Below are 16,282 nucleotides of genomic sequence, written 5' to 3'. Positions count from 1 at the left end.
ATGAAAGATAATCATCAAGATTCACAACTAAAGCGGGAATTAAGTACGCGTCACATGCAATTAATTGCACTTGGCGGGTCCATTGGGGTCGGTTTATTTTATGGCTCTAGTTCAACCATTCAAATGGCGGGACCATCTATTTTACTAGCTTATTTAATTGGCGGGTTAGTTATTTTCACCATTATGCGTGCATTAGGCGAAATGGCAGTAGCAGAACCTGTATCAGGCTCATTCAGTATGTACGCGAATAAATATTTAGGGCGCTTTGCTGGTTTCTTATCTGGATGGACATATTGGTTCATGTGGATTGTCGTGGGCATGGCAGAACTAACAGTTGTCGGTGTATATATTAACTACTGGTTTCCAGATATTCCACAATGGGTAACTGCCCTTGTCGTACTTGTGATGATGACGCTTGTAAATTTAGCAAATGTAAAAGCATACGGAGAATTCGAATTCTGGTTTGCGATGATTAAAGTTGTGGCAATTATCGGGATGATCGTCCTAGGATTAGCCATTATTTTCTTCGGTGTCGGCAACCACGGTGAAGCAATTGGCTTTGATAATTTATGGGCACATGGTGGCTTCATGCCAAACGGTTTCCATGGTATTTTAATGTCACTTGTATTAGTTATGTTCTCATTTGGTGGGGTTGAGTTAGTGGGTATTTCTGCAGGAGAAGCAAAAAATCCTAGCAAGTCCATTCCATCAGCGATTAACAACATCGTTTGGCGTATTTTAATTTTCTACATTGGGGCATTAGGCGTTATGATGGTTATTTATCCTTGGAACGAAGTTGGCTCAGAAGGTAGCCCGTTCGTTCAAATTTTCGATTACGTTGGCATCCCTGCTGCGGCTCACATTATTAACTTTGTCGTCATTACAGCTGCAATGTCTGCCTTTAATAGTGGCTTATATGGTTCAGGACGTATGCTACACAACTTATCGGTACAAAAAAATGGTCCAGAATATTTTAAAACAGTAAGCAAAAACGGTAGTCCGAGTCGAGGGATATTATTTTCGTCAGCTGTGTTATTAATCGCGGTTGTCTTAAACTATGTAGTACCTGAAAAAGTGTTCATCTATATTTCTGCAGTTGCGACGGTTGCAGTTATTACAAGCTGGATGATTATTTTATTAGCACAGTTGAAATTTAGGAAGTCAAAAACGAAAGAGGAAGTAGCCAAACTGAAATTCAAAATTCCGCTTTACCCACTTTCTACGTATATTGCTATTGTATTTTTATTAATGGTGATTGTGTTAATGGCGTTTATTCCAGATATGCGTGTTGCCCTATATGTGGCACCAGTTTGGTTTTTCATCTTATTTATTGGCTACAAAGTAATACATGTTAAAAAGTAGTGACATCAATACATTTAGCTGATACTTCTACAGCGCAAACGCTTGGTTGAAAATATACTCGATTCGTTACACCTATCTAAGGATTAATAATTTTTATCTATTAGTAAACATACTTTCTTGAATGTGAAGAGTGCCTTTCTTTATGAATAGGTTCGTAATAAAATTGATCTGTATTTAGACAAAAAAGGAGGGGCATGATGGAAGTAATATATTTGGCAGGTGGATGTTTATGGGGCGTACAAGCTTTTATAAAAACGCTACCAGGAGTTACGTTTACAGAAGCAGGAAGAGCGAATGGAACAAGTCGTACGCTTGAGGGCGATTATGACGGGTACGCTGAATGTGTAAAAACAGAGTTTGATCCCACAGTTGTAACCATTCGAGATTTAATGGGCTATTTATTCGAAATCATTGATCCTTACAGTTTGAATAGACAAGGACAGGATGTTGGTGAGAAATATAGAACGGGCGTATATAGTGAAAATCCTGAGCATTTAAAAGAGGCGAAGGCATTTCTTAGAGAGCGAAATGATTACGAGCTTATAATGGTTGAAGTATTGCCCCTTACAAACTATGTCAGAAGTGCAGAGGAACATCAAGATAGATTAACCAGATGTCCAAATGATTATTGTCATATTCCCGCAGAAATTTTAAATAAATATAAATAACGGAATTTACGAGACCTTTCATTTTAAACTACACAACAATTTTGAGGGGGAAGTGAATGACACTATCTATTCTGTGTGTCTGTAAAATGAGAGAGACAGCTATTTGTAAACATTATACCTAAAAATGATAGTTAGAATAAGGAAGATAGTGTATTGGTATATAGTATTGAACAATGTATTATCAAATCAATACATCACTATTTTTTTAAAAAGATAAAGCCTGTTTCTTCAATTACCAAGTAATTATGGATACAGGCTTTTTTTGTGGCCTTTTAATAAAGATTGATAATAATTAAGTTCGATTAGTTATAATAAATTTTTGATGAAAAAACTGTATGAAATAAGCAGGAACTAAAAATTATTTGGAGAATTTTAAAAGTATAGTTCAAATTAATGAAGAGGATTGTTATATAATGGAGGACGGTAATTATGAACATTTATAATACAGTTCCATATTTTTTATTAAACTACAAGCCTTCGGAGCGGTTCTTAAAACACTACCATGAAAAGTTCTCCCAACACTTCAAGGAATATTTTCTGTATCATTGTAAAAATGCAGATGAGAAGATTAAAAACGCAATTCAAAAATATCCTTCCAAAATGAGTGAGATAAAGGAATCGAGTGGAAAAATCGGAAGTCTCATTCAACAAGTTGTGTTAACTTACAGACAAAAATATAATGTCGAGTTCACTAAAGATGTACATATTATTGTTGGAGCATATGGGTCAAATGCATTTACACATCGTCAAATTATTCCTGAAGTGACTTTTTGTTTAGAAAAGCTCTCTTCTAATGATAAGCATTTAAAAGTAATTATTGCTCATGAATTTGGTCATACGCTTCATAATATTTTATCAGATCAGGAGGGTATGGATTGGTCTAAAGTTCAGTGGTTTCATCCCTTTACAGCGCTGTTTCAGGAAGGTTGTGCAACGTATTTTTCAGAACAAGTTGCTGATGCTGATAAATCGGTCTATTTTTTATACGATGATAATGGAGAAGAATGGTTAAGATTTGCAGAGGAAAACAAAAATGATATTATCACTACTTTTTTGGATGATATAAACAAACGTGCACAACCTGAAATTATTCATGAATGGTTTTCAATTAATGGAGGTTCCAACTTTGGTTTCACACGTTTAGGGTATTTTATTGGCTACAATGTGATTCAAATCTTAATTGAAAAGTATCAAGAGAAAGAGGCTGTTACACTTTGGAAAGAATCTACCTTCAATAAAGAAATAGAGAATGTGCTTTTAGAACTTACTTAAAATGATTTATTTAGAGTTAAGTTATTTGACACTCGGGCCCGATTGTCGAGTAACAGAGGATGAAAATGAACAAGCTTTTTATAAAAAACAAACTTAAAACTGCTAAAGAAGAGTCCATTTTGAACAATCTCTTTCAAAATGGATTCTTCTTATTTATCTTAAAACAAGTATTTACGAGAGGTGTTGCTCGAACTTATTTCAACTTGCTTCTCTGAGTAGGAAATAATATATCTTTATCTCTCATCGCATTTGTAAACATGCCATTACGATACACAACCGGATTCTCTTTAATCCTTCCACTAGCTTTAAGCTAAAGAAATAAAGAACATACCCTATCTATGATGGCATTGACAGTAGAAACTTTAAGGTCATCTTCAATATATTCGTAATCTAATCTCCACATTTCCATGAAATCTATATGGGTTCTTGAGCCACAATTTGAAGTTAGTAAGAACATCAGGTTTACCGTCTAAAATATCCAACCCTTTTAACTTCAAATACACAATGCATAAGTTGTAGTAGTATGTTCTTATCGTATTAGGAGAATACTTCTCGTTCTGCTCTTGCTTGTATCCTATCAAGATATTCTTTTACCAATGATTTAAAAGTACTCCCTTGCAGTATAGATTTCCAATAAAAAATTCACCGTTCATTTTGTTCAAGAGGTTTTGGTCCAATGTAGAGGTTAGGCTGTTTTAACAGATTTTTTAATGAGTAATTGAATTTGGCTAAAGTTAACTATAGAAAGTTGCTATATTGTAAATGTAGCAGCAACTTCATTAGAGCGTGAATTGCAGAAAAATTAAAGTTTCCATTTTCAATCCCTTTGATGAAATATGGTAAAATGGACAAAAGCATAAGGTTTGGAGGGATGATGTTGGCAGAAAAAAGGTTAAAAGTTTGTGAAAAAGGACATCCATTTTACAAAAGCACAGATTGTCCAAGCTGTCCTACCTGTGATCAGGAAAATAAACCTAGCAGTGGCTTCCTTTCCAAGCTGAGTTCACCTGCAAGAAATGCATTCGTACACGCAGGTATTGATACGTTGGAAAAACTATCAATGTATACGGAAAAGGATATCTTAAAACTGCATGGTATTGGACCAGCCTCCTTACCGATTATGAAATCATTATTGAAAGTAGAAGGCTTGTCATTTAAATAAGTGAGGGGGAAGACAACAATGTCAACGAAAGAATTATCACAAGAGCAAACCGAGGAACTAATCAATACTTTGCAAGTTCGCTTCGAGAAAAATACATCTCGTCATGAAGGGCTTGATTGGGTAAATGTCCAAGCTAGGCTAGAGGCTAATAGGGAGAAACTATGGTCGCTCCACGAAATGGAGGCAACAGGCGGTGAACCAGATGTAGTAGGCTATGATGCAAACACGGACGAGTTCATATTTTATGATTGTTCTGCGGAAAGTCCTAAAGGTCGCAGAAGTTTATGTTATGACCGTGAAGCATGGGAATCTAGAAAAAATCACAAGCCTGAAAATACGGCTATGGATGTTGCAAAGGAAATCGGCATTGAGCTGTTAACAGAGGAGCAATATCGCCAACTACAGGAGCTTGGCAAGTTCGATTTAAAAACATCAAGCTGGGTACAAACACCTGACAACATTCGCAAACTAGGCGGAGCTATCTTCTGCGATCGTCGCTATGACATGGTCTTTATGTACCACAATGGGGCAGAATCCTACTATGCGGCAAGAGGCTTCCGTGGATCGTTAAGAGTTTAAGAAACAAAGGCATATGTCCGATCTGCGGATGAGCATATGCTTTTTTCTATGGAAATATAGTTATGCCAATGTCTTTCTAGTTAGCTATAACCTTTAGTAGTGTATGATAAACTAAAAGGGGAGGTGGAAAGTTATGTTAAATTGTTTAAAAATTATTTTTTCCATCACAGGCATATCTCTCGCAGCTTACGGACTAATCACACAAGATTTCCAATTGAATTACCTCATGATATTGTTCTTAGGCCTTTTCATGTTCACTTTAGGCATTCAAGAATTTCAAAAACAGCGAACAGTTTATGGTTGGTTCCTAATGGGGGTATCTATATTTTCAATCTATGTGTCCGTTCAAAGCTTTGTCTTGATTTAAAGGAAGCAGCCACTGATTTTCGTAATACCATACATCGATCAAGTCCTTCCAGCCATTTTCATAAATCACTTCCATAATGGCCCTTCATCTGAGGGGTTTTTGTTAAAATTGCATGGCATTTTTATTCTGTCGATGTCATCAGGAAATGCAAATGTTTTTCCACCGTTTTAACCGTTTCATTATACCCTATAAGAAATAACAAAATGAATAATAAGATTATTTTCTTCATTATTTCCCTAGATACTTTATAGATTTGATGGGTCAGACTCGCTCATCGCTCATATCAGATATTTTTATGTTATAATTTACATAAATTACATAATGAGGTGATAAGATGGAGAATGAAAAATTGGTTTGCAAGGTTTGTGGTCGAGATAAATTTACGACTGGACAGGTGGGAGGTACTACAAGCCAAGGCAATATAAGACCTATTGGCGCAATTATGGCAGTAGGGTCACCACTCCAAATGACTTTTTGTAAAAACTGTGGCGAAGTTGCTTCATTTAAAGTAGTAAAACCACAGAATTTTAAATAATCGTTGAAAGGATCATTGATAGGAAAGTGATCCTTTTTATATAGTGGACGTTTAAAAGGGGATAAGGATTTAAAAGCATACATGATGTTCGACTTTGGTTAAGTGAATACCATGATATGAAACCTCTTACAAGACAAACACCCTCTAATTCGTTAAAGGGTGTTTTGCTAATAAATACTAGATCGAGTTTCGATAAGCTCTCAAAGTTGAATGTAAGTTTGAATTCGAACTTGCGATTGATTTTTTATAGTTATACATACCTAATGGGCTTAAATGATTAGAACTAGATCCTAATAACCCTTGCTTTACAGCGCTTTTTAACGTTTCAATTTGTTTGCTAGATAGTTTAGAAGTTTTACTTTCTTCAAGAATTTTATTGACATTATTTATTTTTTCTTGATCCTCTTTTGATGTAGCTTTCACTTCCTTGCTCATTTGTCGCGTCAACCCATAATACTTAGACGAGGACTTTCGGGACATTAAATATTGCATAGTGGAAAATTTCGTTGTCATCATGATACATTATCACCTTCCTATTCACATTTTTAGTTCCATAGTTGTTATCGTACTGGAATTGAAAAGATTTAGTATATTTACTTTTTTTAGTAATTTGAGTTCGAGCTAAGTTACTTAATGATAAAAACTTAGAGTTGTCAAAACTGAGGTAGAATTTCTCTAGGATTCATCCCAATTATTAATCAGTTAAGATCCTTTCATATGGTCAAGAATTTATTTACTACATTATTACTATGCAGCTAATTAAATAATGTGCTATTTTCAAAAATATTGTTGGATCTCCTTGCAATACAGTAGTTGACAGCATTTTCTTTATCAATATTTAGTATTTAATTAATTCTATATAAATAAGAAGTTCAATCATTTAAATAAATAAACGACTTTTTAATTAATAAATTGTATTATTGCATATTTTTTTCAAAATTATAGAAAATGTATGGTGAATTTTTGTAACATACAAGATACAATACTTACTAGGGAGGTAAATTTATGAAAAAAATATTCAATGTGCTTTTATTATTAATTTTTACTTTTATCTTATCAACTTCTATACCTGTATTAGCCAATGAAACAGTTAAAGCAGAAGGAGAATTTGATGAATTTGGTATCAGGAATCATAATTTAATCAAAAATGAGTTTGATCCTATTAATCCATCGGATGGATGGGAGACAATACATTCAAAGAATAGTGTTGAATTAAATAAAAAGTGGACTATTACATTTACTGGTAGCACTGTGAGTGTCGATAAAATTGCTGGAATCGTAATTGAAAAAGATGGTAGCTTTCTTCCTGTGAAAATTGAGTTACACCTAAATGAAAATAAGGCGACTATAGAAACGGTAAAAGATTATTTAGGAGATCAGTCATATACCGTGAGGGTATTTCTTGAAAATGGACTAAAATATAAAATGGATTTTACTACCAAATCCAAACATTTAAATTCCTTAAATTATGGAAACTCAACTGGTAATCTTCTAAACGGAGGCATTGTAGCAGAAGATAATGACTGGATTTATTATGCTAACTCGAGTGAAAACAATACTTTATATAAAATAAATAAGTCCGATTCAACCAAAATTAAATTAAGTGACTTAGAGTGGGTATCACATATCAATGTTCTTGAAGGGTGGATATACTTCTTTAGTGCTCAAAATGAAGACAGTATGGGTTATATACATAGAATCAGAACTGACGGTACGGACCTGCAAAAGATAACTACTAGCAATGACATTTTCAGAGTTAGTAATAATGGCTGGATTTATTTTAAAGATATGATGCCAGCTAATAATGGCAATGGCTATTTTAAAATAAAACACGATGGTACACATCGTCAAATAATAATGAGTGATGAATATTATTATCATACTCCGATTATTGAAAATGACTATATACTCTATACGTTTGGTGATTCAACCCAACTTGTTTTATATAATCTAATTAATAATAGTAATTCGATAATCACTACTGATATTCATACAATTTTTAATTATATATTAGTTGATGATTGGATTTATTATCAGAACGGAATTAATAAAATTTACAAAATGAAATTGGATGGTTCTGATAAATCTGAAGTAATAGATAATGTAGGAATTTTTAATATAAATAGAGATTATATTTATTTCACCAATTCTGATAATTATATCTATCGAATGAATATGGATGGATCAAATATTCAACAATTAAATAGTATGCCATCTCATAATATAAATATAATTAATGACTGGATTTATTTTGAAGATCAAGAGTGGAATTATTACCGTATGGGGCCAGATGGTTCATTATTACAAGAAGTAAATTAAACACTAGATTCTTCTAGAGAATACATTGCACTGCGGAATTATTAAAATATATTTAAGCAAGTCACCCATTTGAAAACCTAAATGAATGGGTGACTTTTTTATTTTGAAGAATATATCTTTCTTTAATATAGACAGTATACTATGGTTAGATTCTCTGCTTTGCTCACACCTTTTCGAATAAAGTTGAAGAAGGTAAGACATCAATGCTTTAATGAGTATTGACCCATATGTTTTCTACAATTCTTTCTATACTAGTAGAACAGCAGAAGCAACCCAATCAGGCACAATAACGTGGTCATCAAGCAATACAGGTGTTGCAACAGTTCATTCTAGTACAGGTGAAATTACTGCTCACACACCAGGCATCACAACCATTTCGTATACAAGTAGGAATGATAAAATGAATTCTGTGAGTCTCACTGTATATGATGAGGCAACAGCAAAAAGCCCAACATATTCGCAAGTACTGCAAATGGATGAAGTAATAACAGCTTCAGTAGGAGCAGGCTCATCTGCAACAGCAACAAACAAAAGTTTTGTAGCTGAACCAACAAGTGTAGCGACAGTGAATACTACAACTGGCCAAGTAACAGCTATAAGTGCAGGTAGCTCAGTTATTACGTATGTAGGAATGGATGCTAATGGCGTAGTAATTGAAAAAGGTACGACAACTGTGACAGTTCATCCACAAGCAGCAGTAACAGCAATACCCATGGTGCCAGCACCTTATTCAGTTATTGGCTGGGGCTCAGCAGCAACTAATTTTACGCCTCCAGGAGTCGGACAATCCATCATCTGGACTGTAACAAATGGTACAGGAGCTGCAACAATTCAGCAAAGTACAGGGGCTATAAGAGGTGTTACAGCTAGTGATGTAACGGTAAACTATAAAATAGTGGATAATAACACTAGAGTAGTAGCTTACAAGTCAGCACTCGTAACGGTGGCAATTCCAGATACACCAAGAGTTAATATTTCACCACCATATGTTGATGGGGGGACAATTGGTGGGCCTTATTCCATGTCAACTAATGTGAATTTGACGGTTGCCATAACAGGGGAAAACAATTCAACTGTCATTTTCAGCAATCCGAGAAGCAACGATGAAAATATTGCCACTGCAACGATCACAGGTCCAAATCCTTCAGGACATGTTTCTTTAATTGTGCAGAAGATTGGTTCAGGAGAAGCACAGATAACATTTGATTACACAGATATTAACAATAATACTGGGTCGATGACATGGATTTTTAATTTCCAATAGAACAAATTTTACAAGCTAAAGGATGCGTCTATGGACGTGTCCTTTTATAGTGTCGTTCAAAAGAGGCATTGACTAATCATTCCCTCTTTTTTCAGCATAAAGTCGGCAATAAAATCATCACAGCTTGGCGAGCAGGCATTCATATATAGTGAACCTCCAAGTAAATTAAGCGAAGCGAAAACAAAGCCAGTTTGATACAAAGCATGTCGCGTGTTGGTCAATGTATTGATACGGACCGATTGAAGCATTTTGGTGCAAAAGCATGGCTTATGTAAATATTATAAGCATACCGTTAGCAGAAACGTTTGAACGGCTTGAGTCCTTTCTACTTACAGTTGTTCATTTTGACAATTATGTGAATGGTTTCACCTAACTAACATTAAATTGTTTTCAAGGGTTTTTGAAGAAAATTCACAGTAAATATTACTTTAGATGTACAAGTAATGCCTTGTACGCCAATAATAAGGAAGGATAAGTGACGTGATTTGGCGTGATTTGTTTTTTATTTATAAATTACGCCAAAATATACATAATAAACGCCAAAAAAATGGCGTTGATTGAGTATTGATTTAGAAAAGTTAAGAATGTTAGGATAAAATTACCTCGAGGGATATTTACTATAGTAATTCAACAACTATTACTAAATAGATTACAATAGGAGTTTATTTCATGAGAAAATATAAATTAATAACTATTTTAATGATCACAATGACGTTACTTTTTTCAGGGGTCTCTAGTTCGTATGCAATTAGTACTGTTGAAAGTATGAATCAAGAACGAAAATTAGAAAATGATTTAGCAGAAGCACTTGAATTGATTTTTGACAAAGCAGTTTTAAAAAATAATAAAGAAGTTATTGTAGGTTATGATAGAGAAATAATAGAGACAGAATTAAAAGGTAATTCTATGAAAGAGGCGATCATTGAGGGATTAGAAGTAGAAAACCTACTAATTTCTTCTGAAGACGTTAATATAATTTCTGAACCACAAATTACACTATTTGCAGTAGCTTGTGAATGGCATGGTAAAAGAGAAACAATGGAATTTAGAGCAGCAGAAAATGAATGTATTAAAGAAGGTTTATCGAGTTATTTTGGTATTGCTACATCATTAACGATTATTGTTGATGCAATTAGAGCATCTAATTTCAAACAAGCTGCAAAATTAATTTTAAAAGAGTTTCCTAAAAAAGTTGCAGGTGCAACACTTCCAGGTTTAGTAATAAATCTTAGTGTTATCTCAGTAAGCTGTTCTACTAAAATGAACAAACTATTCCCAGGAAGTTCTAATTGTGAATAAGGAAAAATAAAATATGAAATTAATCAGGAACTTTCTAATTTATTTTATAGTCGGTGCGATAATTATAAACATTTCTAAGTTTATTTATAATAAAGAGGACTACTATTTTGATAGTAAAGAGACGATAATGTACGGTATTATTACTATGGTTGTATTTCTCATAATGGATTATGTAAGAAATATAAGTAAGTCCAAAAGTAAATAATTTTGCGATAAACCCAGGTATTCAATAATTTTGAGCCTGGGCTTTTTCCTTTTGTATTATTGGTATATTTAGTAATTAAATATTAAAAAAATAAATTTACAAATAATAATTATTATTTATAAATGATATTAAAGATAATTTTTTATATGGTTTTCTACAAATTCTGTCTTGAAAAAAATAACGGATAGTAGCGTTATGCTACTATCCGTTATTTTTTTTATGAAAACAAAAATCCACATAATCTTGAAAGAAGAATTATTCAGAACTAAATAGTTAATAAATGGTTTTATTGGGTATCATATCTTGCTATAATAGAATTAACTGAGACTTGAGTCATGGTTCTCTTGGTGGGAATAATCGATTAAGTATATTTCCAGTAGTGTCACAAGGTAGAGAAAATGCTGATAAAAAGGATAAAGGTGAGGAAATTTGAAGTCATTTGATTTTGAAGAAAATAAGAAATTTATTAAGAAAGAAACTTATAATAAACTCAGTATTTTGGCAGGTTTTGTAAGTGTAATGATTGCATTAGGGATAATTTGTTATTTATTATCCTTATCAATATTTATATCTTTTTCTGAGAAATTATCGTTTTGGGAAGTATATAATCAATTATTTCAATTAATTAATTTTGGAAAAAGTAGTATTGAAGAAATTTTTGCTGGTTATAGTATAATACTTTTTTCAACCTTATCAATATTTTCAGCTTTTTTTTATGCAGTCATTTTGATATTCTTAAAGAAAATCGAATATTTACGCAATAATTATGAATATCTAAGAGAACAAATTTATGATTTGTTAACGATGTTAATTTTTCTATTTGGTTTTCTACCGATAATTGTAGGTTTTTTAACTACCAAGGATAATGAAACATTATTAAGTGAAATTAGTAATCTTTATCTAGTATCTTTAATAGGAATTTTACCACCGTATTTATATTCAAGTTTATCTAAGATATATTATGCTACAGCAGAAAAACAATTTAGTAAATCACTTATAAATCATATGGAAAAAAAGATTAATAATAAATAAATATTATTTGCGAATAAAAGTTCTGCCAGCACCCTGGAGGACAACAATGTTATTGTCCCTTGAGGATTTGTTGCCGACGATTACAGCGAATTATACTTTAAACATGTCATCATACAGTGGAGGGTTCCATTCAAAAGTTGAAAACGCTGCAATACGAAATGTAGAGCATTATAAGCAAGCGAAAGCAATTCTTTGAAAGATTTAATCGTGCATTTTATAAGCTTACGCAAAAAGAGCGACAGATTATTATTATGGCTTATTTAAAGGAAACCTAATTGTATAATTATTAAATTTCAAAAAAGCTTCATATTTAGTAAGCGAACGTTTTATCGTATAAAAGCACAAGCATTTTATTAGCATTGCGTTGGCAGAATATGATCCTGTTATGTTCTTGGTAATGGGCTTTTTTAATTAATTTAAAAACAGACTCCTCATAAATGACAGTATAATAATGAAAAATTTATCAATAGGAGGATAATTTATTGCGGAAAAACTTGGATAGCTGAATTTGAATGTGCTTTAAATCAATATTAAATAGAAGCGACCAGGTATATAATTATTATTAAGCTTGGTCATTTTTCCTCTATGATCCAGTTACATTCAATTTAGTTCCATTTTTTAGGTGTGTAACGACCCCAAATAAAACCACTATCCGTTACACAAAAAAATCACATTCCCCCCAAAAACCCACGAAATCAGGCGAAAAGCATGTCTTTGTACATTCACACAAAACCTTGCTATAATAAGGTTTGCGAATACATAGGAAAGAGGGTAAAAGCATGAACGCTTATGATGAATATATGAAGCAGGTTGTGAAGCCGATGCGTGAGGAGCTTGTGGAGGCTGGTTTTACGGAGCTGACGACTGCGGATGCGGTGAATGAATTTATGGCGGAGACGAAGGGAACATCGTTAGTGGTGATTAACTCGGTTTGTGGTTGTGCGGCAGGGCTTGCTCGTCCAGCGGCGCGTGAGGCAATTGCAGCGGTGAAGCCAGATCATCTTGTGACGGTGTTTGCGGGGCAGGATCCAGAGGCGACTGCGGCGATGCGTGGTTATTTTGAGGATGTGCCACCTAGCTCACCATCTATGGCGATTTTAAAGGATGGGGAGTTGGCTTACTTTATCCCACGTGAACAAATTGAGGGATTCCCTGTGGAGCAGATTGTCTCTCATTTAACTGGCGTGTTAGAGCAAACATGCGAGAACTAAAAACGATTGTGACGACAGCGGGCAGACCAGACGATGTATCGATGGCGCTCGCTGCTTTTGCGTGTCAAGAATTAGGTGCTGCGTTTGAGCCACGGAACAAGCGCTCTGTTCGCAAAATTTCGCAGGAGTTGCAGGCACATGTGATGGTCGCTGGGAAGAATCGCTTCGAGTATTATGCCTATGGGGCGCAGGAGCCGTTTTTCTTTCACCCCAATTCTGCGGCGTTTCGATTAAAGCGTGTGGCCCGTGGTGAGGCAGAGCCTTTTTTGGAAGCGGCACAGCTTCAACTGGGGGATTCGGTGTTGGATTGTACGTTAGGTTTAGCGGCAGATGCCATGTTAGCAGCTTATACAGTGGGTGAAGCAGGTCGTGTTGTGGGACTGGAAGCAAATCCAAATGTAGCGTTTATTGTTAGACAGGGGATGCAAGCCTATGATACATCCGAGCTACCGTTAACTGCCTGTATGCGACACATCGAGGTAATACAGTCTGAGGCTGTTCGCTATTTAAAAACCCTACCAGACAACGCATTTGATGTGGTTTATATGGACCCAATGTTTGAGAAGGTTATAGAAGAGGCCAATAATTTTCAGGCATTACGGCTAGCAGGGGAGCATGTCACATTAACCGATGAATGGGTTTATGAAGCCAAGCGTGTAGCGAAAAAGCGTGTGGTGTTAAAGGCACATTTTCGCTCAGAGTGGTTTGCGACCTATGACTTTCAGCAGCATGAACGGATAACTGCAAAATTTCATTATGGTGTGTTAGAGGTATAGAGGCTTGTTCTTGAGACAAGCCTTTTTTTAGTATATGGTAATAAAAGAGGAGGGTGGAATAATATGGTGAACAATGATAAACGAACTCCCTTTGAGCTAGAGTTGCTGGCGAATGCACAATCGTTGATCTGCACAAAACCTCCTATTCCATGGGCCTATGAAACGAGTATTGCTGCCAATGGTGTTTTGGCTTGCGGTTGGGATCATGAGGAAAACATCGTGCTAATTAGTGGCTGTGGCTATAGTGTCACTGAGCCTATAACAGGTCGTCGTCTTCATCGAGAACGAGACGTGGATGAAACCTACGACAGAATGAGTGATGACCGTTTAACATTTCAATTGCCTCAGGGGACAATATCTATTTTCGGCTTTGAAGCTGGGGATGGGATTCATATGACAGCAGATGGCTGGCAGGTTGAAGTTATTTATCCTTGGTGGCCACGTGCAACAGTAGTAATCGATTATCTTTATATAACTAATTATACTTATTTAAAAAATGCGACAGCTATTGATTTACAGCGATTGGATGGCATGATTAAATGTGGATTTTCGCCATCTGGCAAGCATTTAATAATAATGGGCTCAGGCGGTGCATTGATTTATTCGAGAAAGGGATGAGGTCATGGATGATGAACAAAATGGCTATGTTTCCATATGGGCTGGTCATTTTACAAGCGAAGAACAGTTACATACATATCTTGCCACTGTCTATCAGGGAGAAGATGAAACGGACGAAGCCTTTTCACAAAAATTAGCAAAGCTTTTTTTACCAGAAAATCAGCACCGTACTTGTGAGGAAGAGTTTAAAGCACTTTATGATGAATTCTACAATCAATTTGAATACGATTTCGGCTTAACCTTCGACGAGGATTTTTGTGAAGCACTATTTTACGAAGCAGCTTCAAATCAACTTAAGCAACTACTTTGTGATGAATTTTCCTATTCGCAGCAATTTAAACATCAAGTGCTAGCCAAAATGGGCAATGAACTACAGAAAGCTTATAATGCAATAATTTTACTATATGACATGAAATATGAGGGTCACATTCAATCTGTAAGCCATGAAGCGTTTCATATCGATTTTGTATGCTCTATTAAATTACAAATGTGATGAAAGGAGGTTTTGATGATGTTACCAGCTCCTCGTTAAGCCCGTGGTCCACCTTGGTTCAATAACAACGATCTTACTTATAAAAGGAGCGATGTAAATGATTGGACCAAGAAAAAAGACAAGTGATGAACGCATGCAGATTGCCCATTCGATTGCACAACAAGTTCTCGCAAAATATGGAGGAAATGTTCGAGCAATTGGTATTTATGGCTCGTTGGCTAGAAAATCAGATGGTCCGTTTTCTGACATTGAGCTTAAGTGTGTCTGTCATCAATTAGAGCACAGCTATAGCTATGAATGGACAGCAGGAGATTGGAAGGCAGAGGTTAATTTCGATCAAGCAGAAGTGATTATCGAAGAGGCAATAACGGTTCAGGAAGATTGGCCATTAACAAATGGGAAGTTTTTCGATTTACAGCCACTTTATGATCCTTCGGGCTTTTTTTTAGAACTCAAAGACAAAGCGGCCACTGTGGAGAATGCCCGATTTAAGGAAGCAATTTGCAAAACCATTGTAGAAGAAATGTATGAATACATGGGGAAATTAAGGAACATAGCTGTTCAGGGTCCCACTACATTTTTGCCGATACTGGCGATGAAAATAGCGATGACAGGTGCCATGATAGTAGGATTACACCATAGGCAGTGCTATACAACATCTGCACAAGTATTACCTGAGGTTTTAGCGATGGATGATCAGCCACACGGGTTAAAAGCATTAGCTGAAATGGTCATGACAGGCAATCTAACGAATCCTCAGCAAATCATAGCTGCCTGTGAAAACTTTTGGCAAACACTTCTCCAATGGACAGCTGAAAAGGGTTATCAGATTAAATGCTCTAAGGAGATTCCTTGGTAAATTTTTATAGACCTTTACTTTTATAGTATAAGGTGCTATAATAGAACACGTGCTATTTTAGGTAGCATATTTCCGTAATCTGGCATTCTGCTTTTTGTTTTTGTAGATACTTATTCACACTGGCGCATGCTTTGGGGCTGCAAGGACGCAAAAGATGGTAGGGTTTGCGTTGCTTAAGTTAGAAGGCACACAGTGGAATTTTACCGCGGTGATGAAACGATTTGGTTTCAAGATAATATTCCCCAGACGATTGGGTTGAGA

At 35.1% G+C, this 16,282-nt stretch carries 18 protein-coding genes; 17 read left to right on the top strand and 1 reads right to left on the bottom strand.

The genetic code is table 11. From position 1 onward, the window contains the following. The 7 genes from EW028_RS07160 (at position 1) to EW028_RS07125 (ending at position 5,945) form a co-directional block, all read left to right on the top strand. Positions 1-1,362, top strand: a complete 1,362-nt coding sequence (locus EW028_RS07160) for an amino acid permease (RefSeq protein ID WP_112117983.1) — start codon at positions 1-3, stop codon at positions 1,360-1,362. Positions 1,363-1,559: 197 nt separating this feature from the next. Then, complete coding sequence (locus EW028_RS07155) at positions 1,560-2,030, top strand: peptide-methionine (S)-S-oxide reductase (RefSeq protein WP_131520388.1); 471 nt, start codon at positions 1,560-1,562, stop codon at positions 2,028-2,030. A gap of 429 nt (positions 2,031-2,459) precedes the next feature. After that, positions 2,460-3,302 (top strand): DUF5700 domain-containing putative Zn-dependent protease, encoded by an 843-nt coding sequence (locus EW028_RS07150; RefSeq protein ID WP_131520387.1) that lies wholly within the window; start codon positions 2,460-2,462, stop codon positions 3,300-3,302. Between the two features lie 874 nt (positions 3,303-4,176). Beyond that, on the top strand, positions 4,177-4,464 hold the full coding sequence (locus tag EW028_RS07140) for an RNA polymerase alpha subunit C-terminal domain-containing protein (RefSeq protein WP_131520386.1): 288 nt from the start codon (positions 4,177-4,179) through the stop codon (positions 4,462-4,464). An 18-nt stretch (positions 4,465-4,482) separates the two neighbouring features. Continuing rightward, a complete protein-coding gene (locus EW028_RS07135; RefSeq protein WP_131520385.1) occupies positions 4,483-5,043 on the top strand; it encodes a DUF4256 domain-containing protein in 561 nt (186 codons plus the stop codon). A 133-nt stretch (positions 5,044-5,176) separates the two neighbouring features. Next, entirely contained in the window at positions 5,177-5,410 is a 234-nt protein-coding gene (locus EW028_RS26015) for a DUF3953 domain-containing protein (RefSeq protein WP_131520384.1), read from the top strand. 334 nt (positions 5,411-5,744) lie between these two features. Then, a complete protein-coding gene (locus EW028_RS07125; protein WP_131520383.1) occupies positions 5,745-5,945 on the top strand; it encodes a hypothetical protein in 201 nt (66 codons plus the stop codon). A gap of 177 nt (positions 5,946-6,122) precedes the next feature. On the opposite strand, the gene EW028_RS07120 is transcribed toward EW028_RS07125, so the two are convergent. Beyond that, entirely contained in the window at positions 6,123-6,380 is a 258-nt protein-coding gene (locus tag EW028_RS07120; protein ID WP_225340930.1) for a hypothetical protein, read from the bottom strand. Positions 6,381-6,950: 570 nt separating this feature from the next. On the opposite strand from EW028_RS07120, the gene EW028_RS07115 reads away from it, so the two are divergent. The 10 genes from EW028_RS07115 to EW028_RS07075 all read left to right on the top strand — a co-directional run bounded on the left by EW028_RS07115 (position 6,951) and on the right by EW028_RS07075 (position 16,021). Further along, positions 6,951-8,264, top strand: a complete 1,314-nt coding sequence (locus tag EW028_RS07115) for a DUF5050 domain-containing protein (protein WP_131520381.1) — start codon at positions 6,951-6,953, stop codon at positions 8,262-8,264. Between the two features lie 211 nt (positions 8,265-8,475). Beyond that, a complete protein-coding gene (locus tag EW028_RS07110) occupies positions 8,476-9,528 on the top strand; it encodes an Ig-like domain-containing protein (protein WP_131520380.1) in 1,053 nt (350 codons plus the stop codon). Between the two features lie 669 nt (positions 9,529-10,197). After that, a complete protein-coding gene (locus tag EW028_RS07105; protein ID WP_048393769.1) occupies positions 10,198-10,827 on the top strand; it encodes a hypothetical protein in 630 nt (209 codons plus the stop codon). Between the two features lie 634 nt (positions 10,828-11,461). After that, positions 11,462-12,064: a hypothetical protein gene (locus EW028_RS07100; protein ID WP_131520379.1), complete on the top strand. Its 603-nt coding sequence runs from the start codon at positions 11,462-11,464 to the stop codon at positions 12,062-12,064. Between the two features lie 46 nt (positions 12,065-12,110). Then, positions 12,111-12,260 carry an ArpU family phage packaging/lysis transcriptional regulator gene (locus tag EW028_RS25210; protein ID WP_193767333.1) on the top strand — a complete coding sequence of 50 codons (150 nt, stop codon included), beginning with the start codon at positions 12,111-12,113 and terminating at the stop codon, positions 12,258-12,260. A 583-nt stretch (positions 12,261-12,843) separates the two neighbouring features. Continuing rightward, positions 12,844-13,275 (top strand): BrxA/BrxB family bacilliredoxin, encoded by a 432-nt coding sequence (locus EW028_RS07095; protein WP_004228455.1) that lies wholly within the window; start codon positions 12,844-12,846, stop codon positions 13,273-13,275. Then, a complete protein-coding gene (locus tag EW028_RS07090) occupies positions 13,263-14,051 on the top strand; it encodes a class I SAM-dependent methyltransferase (protein WP_131520378.1) in 789 nt (262 codons plus the stop codon). Before EW028_RS07095 ends, EW028_RS07090 begins: the two co-directional genes overlap by 13 nt. Before the next feature lie 63 nt (positions 14,052-14,114). Beyond that, entirely contained in the window at positions 14,115-14,669 is a 555-nt protein-coding gene (locus tag EW028_RS07085; protein WP_131520377.1) for a hypothetical protein, read from the top strand. Between the two features lie 4 nt (positions 14,670-14,673). Next, entirely contained in the window at positions 14,674-15,162 is a 489-nt protein-coding gene (locus tag EW028_RS07080) for an immunity 22 family protein (RefSeq protein ID WP_131520376.1), read from the top strand. 97 nt (positions 15,163-15,259) lie between these two features. Further along, positions 15,260-16,021 (top strand): ANT(4')-I family aminoglycoside nucleotidyltransferase, encoded by a 762-nt coding sequence (locus EW028_RS07075; RefSeq protein WP_131520375.1) that lies wholly within the window; start codon positions 15,260-15,262, stop codon positions 16,019-16,021. Positions 16,022-16,282: the final 261 nt, after the last annotated feature.

This window comes from Lysinibacillus sp. OL1 (assembly GCF_004332175.1).
In the GTDB taxonomy this organism is placed as follows: Bacteria; Bacillota; Bacilli; order Bacillales_A; family Planococcaceae; genus Lysinibacillus; species Lysinibacillus capsici.
This window is presented reverse-complemented; position numbering and strand designations above follow the sequence as displayed.

Excerpts from the sequence above, each read along its gene's own strand:
- EW028_RS07160 (WP_112117983.1), top strand. The coding sequence starts at position 1 with ATGAAAGATAATCATCAAGATTCACAACTAAAGCGGGAATTAAGTACG.
- EW028_RS07155 (WP_131520388.1), top strand. The coding sequence starts at position 1,560 with ATGGAAGTAATATATTTGGCAGGTGGATGTTTATGGGGCGTACAAGCT.
- EW028_RS07150 (WP_131520387.1), top strand. The coding sequence starts at position 2,460 with ATGAACATTTATAATACAGTTCCATATTTTTTATTAAACTACAAGCCT.
- EW028_RS07140 (WP_131520386.1), top strand. The coding sequence starts at position 4,177 with ATGTTGGCAGAAAAAAGGTTAAAAGTTTGTGAAAAAGGACATCCATTT.
- EW028_RS07135 (WP_131520385.1), top strand. The coding sequence starts at position 4,483 with ATGTCAACGAAAGAATTATCACAAGAGCAAACCGAGGAACTAATCAAT.
- EW028_RS26015 (WP_131520384.1), top strand. The coding sequence starts at position 5,177 with ATGTTAAATTGTTTAAAAATTATTTTTTCCATCACAGGCATATCTCTC.
- EW028_RS07125 (WP_131520383.1), top strand. The coding sequence starts at position 5,745 with ATGGAGAATGAAAAATTGGTTTGCAAGGTTTGTGGTCGAGATAAATTT.
- EW028_RS07120 (WP_225340930.1), bottom strand. The coding sequence starts at position 6,380 with ATGAGCAAGGAAGTGAAAGCTACATCAAAAGAGGATCAAGAAAAAATA.
- EW028_RS07115 (WP_131520381.1), top strand. The coding sequence starts at position 6,951 with ATGAAAAAAATATTCAATGTGCTTTTATTATTAATTTTTACTTTTATC.
- EW028_RS07110 (WP_131520380.1), top strand. The coding sequence starts at position 8,476 with ATGAGTATTGACCCATATGTTTTCTACAATTCTTTCTATACTAGTAGA.
- EW028_RS07105 (WP_048393769.1), top strand. The coding sequence starts at position 10,198 with ATGAGAAAATATAAATTAATAACTATTTTAATGATCACAATGACGTTA.
- EW028_RS25210 (WP_193767333.1), top strand. The coding sequence starts at position 12,111 with ATGTTATTGTCCCTTGAGGATTTGTTGCCGACGATTACAGCGAATTAT.
- EW028_RS07095 (WP_004228455.1), top strand. The coding sequence starts at position 12,844 with ATGAACGCTTATGATGAATATATGAAGCAGGTTGTGAAGCCGATGCGT.
- EW028_RS07090 (WP_131520378.1), top strand. The coding sequence starts at position 13,263 with ATGCGAGAACTAAAAACGATTGTGACGACAGCGGGCAGACCAGACGAT.
- EW028_RS07085 (WP_131520377.1), top strand. The coding sequence starts at position 14,115 with ATGGTGAACAATGATAAACGAACTCCCTTTGAGCTAGAGTTGCTGGCG.
- EW028_RS07080 (WP_131520376.1), top strand. The coding sequence starts at position 14,674 with ATGGATGATGAACAAAATGGCTATGTTTCCATATGGGCTGGTCATTTT.
- EW028_RS07075 (WP_131520375.1), top strand. The coding sequence starts at position 15,260 with ATGATTGGACCAAGAAAAAAGACAAGTGATGAACGCATGCAGATTGCC.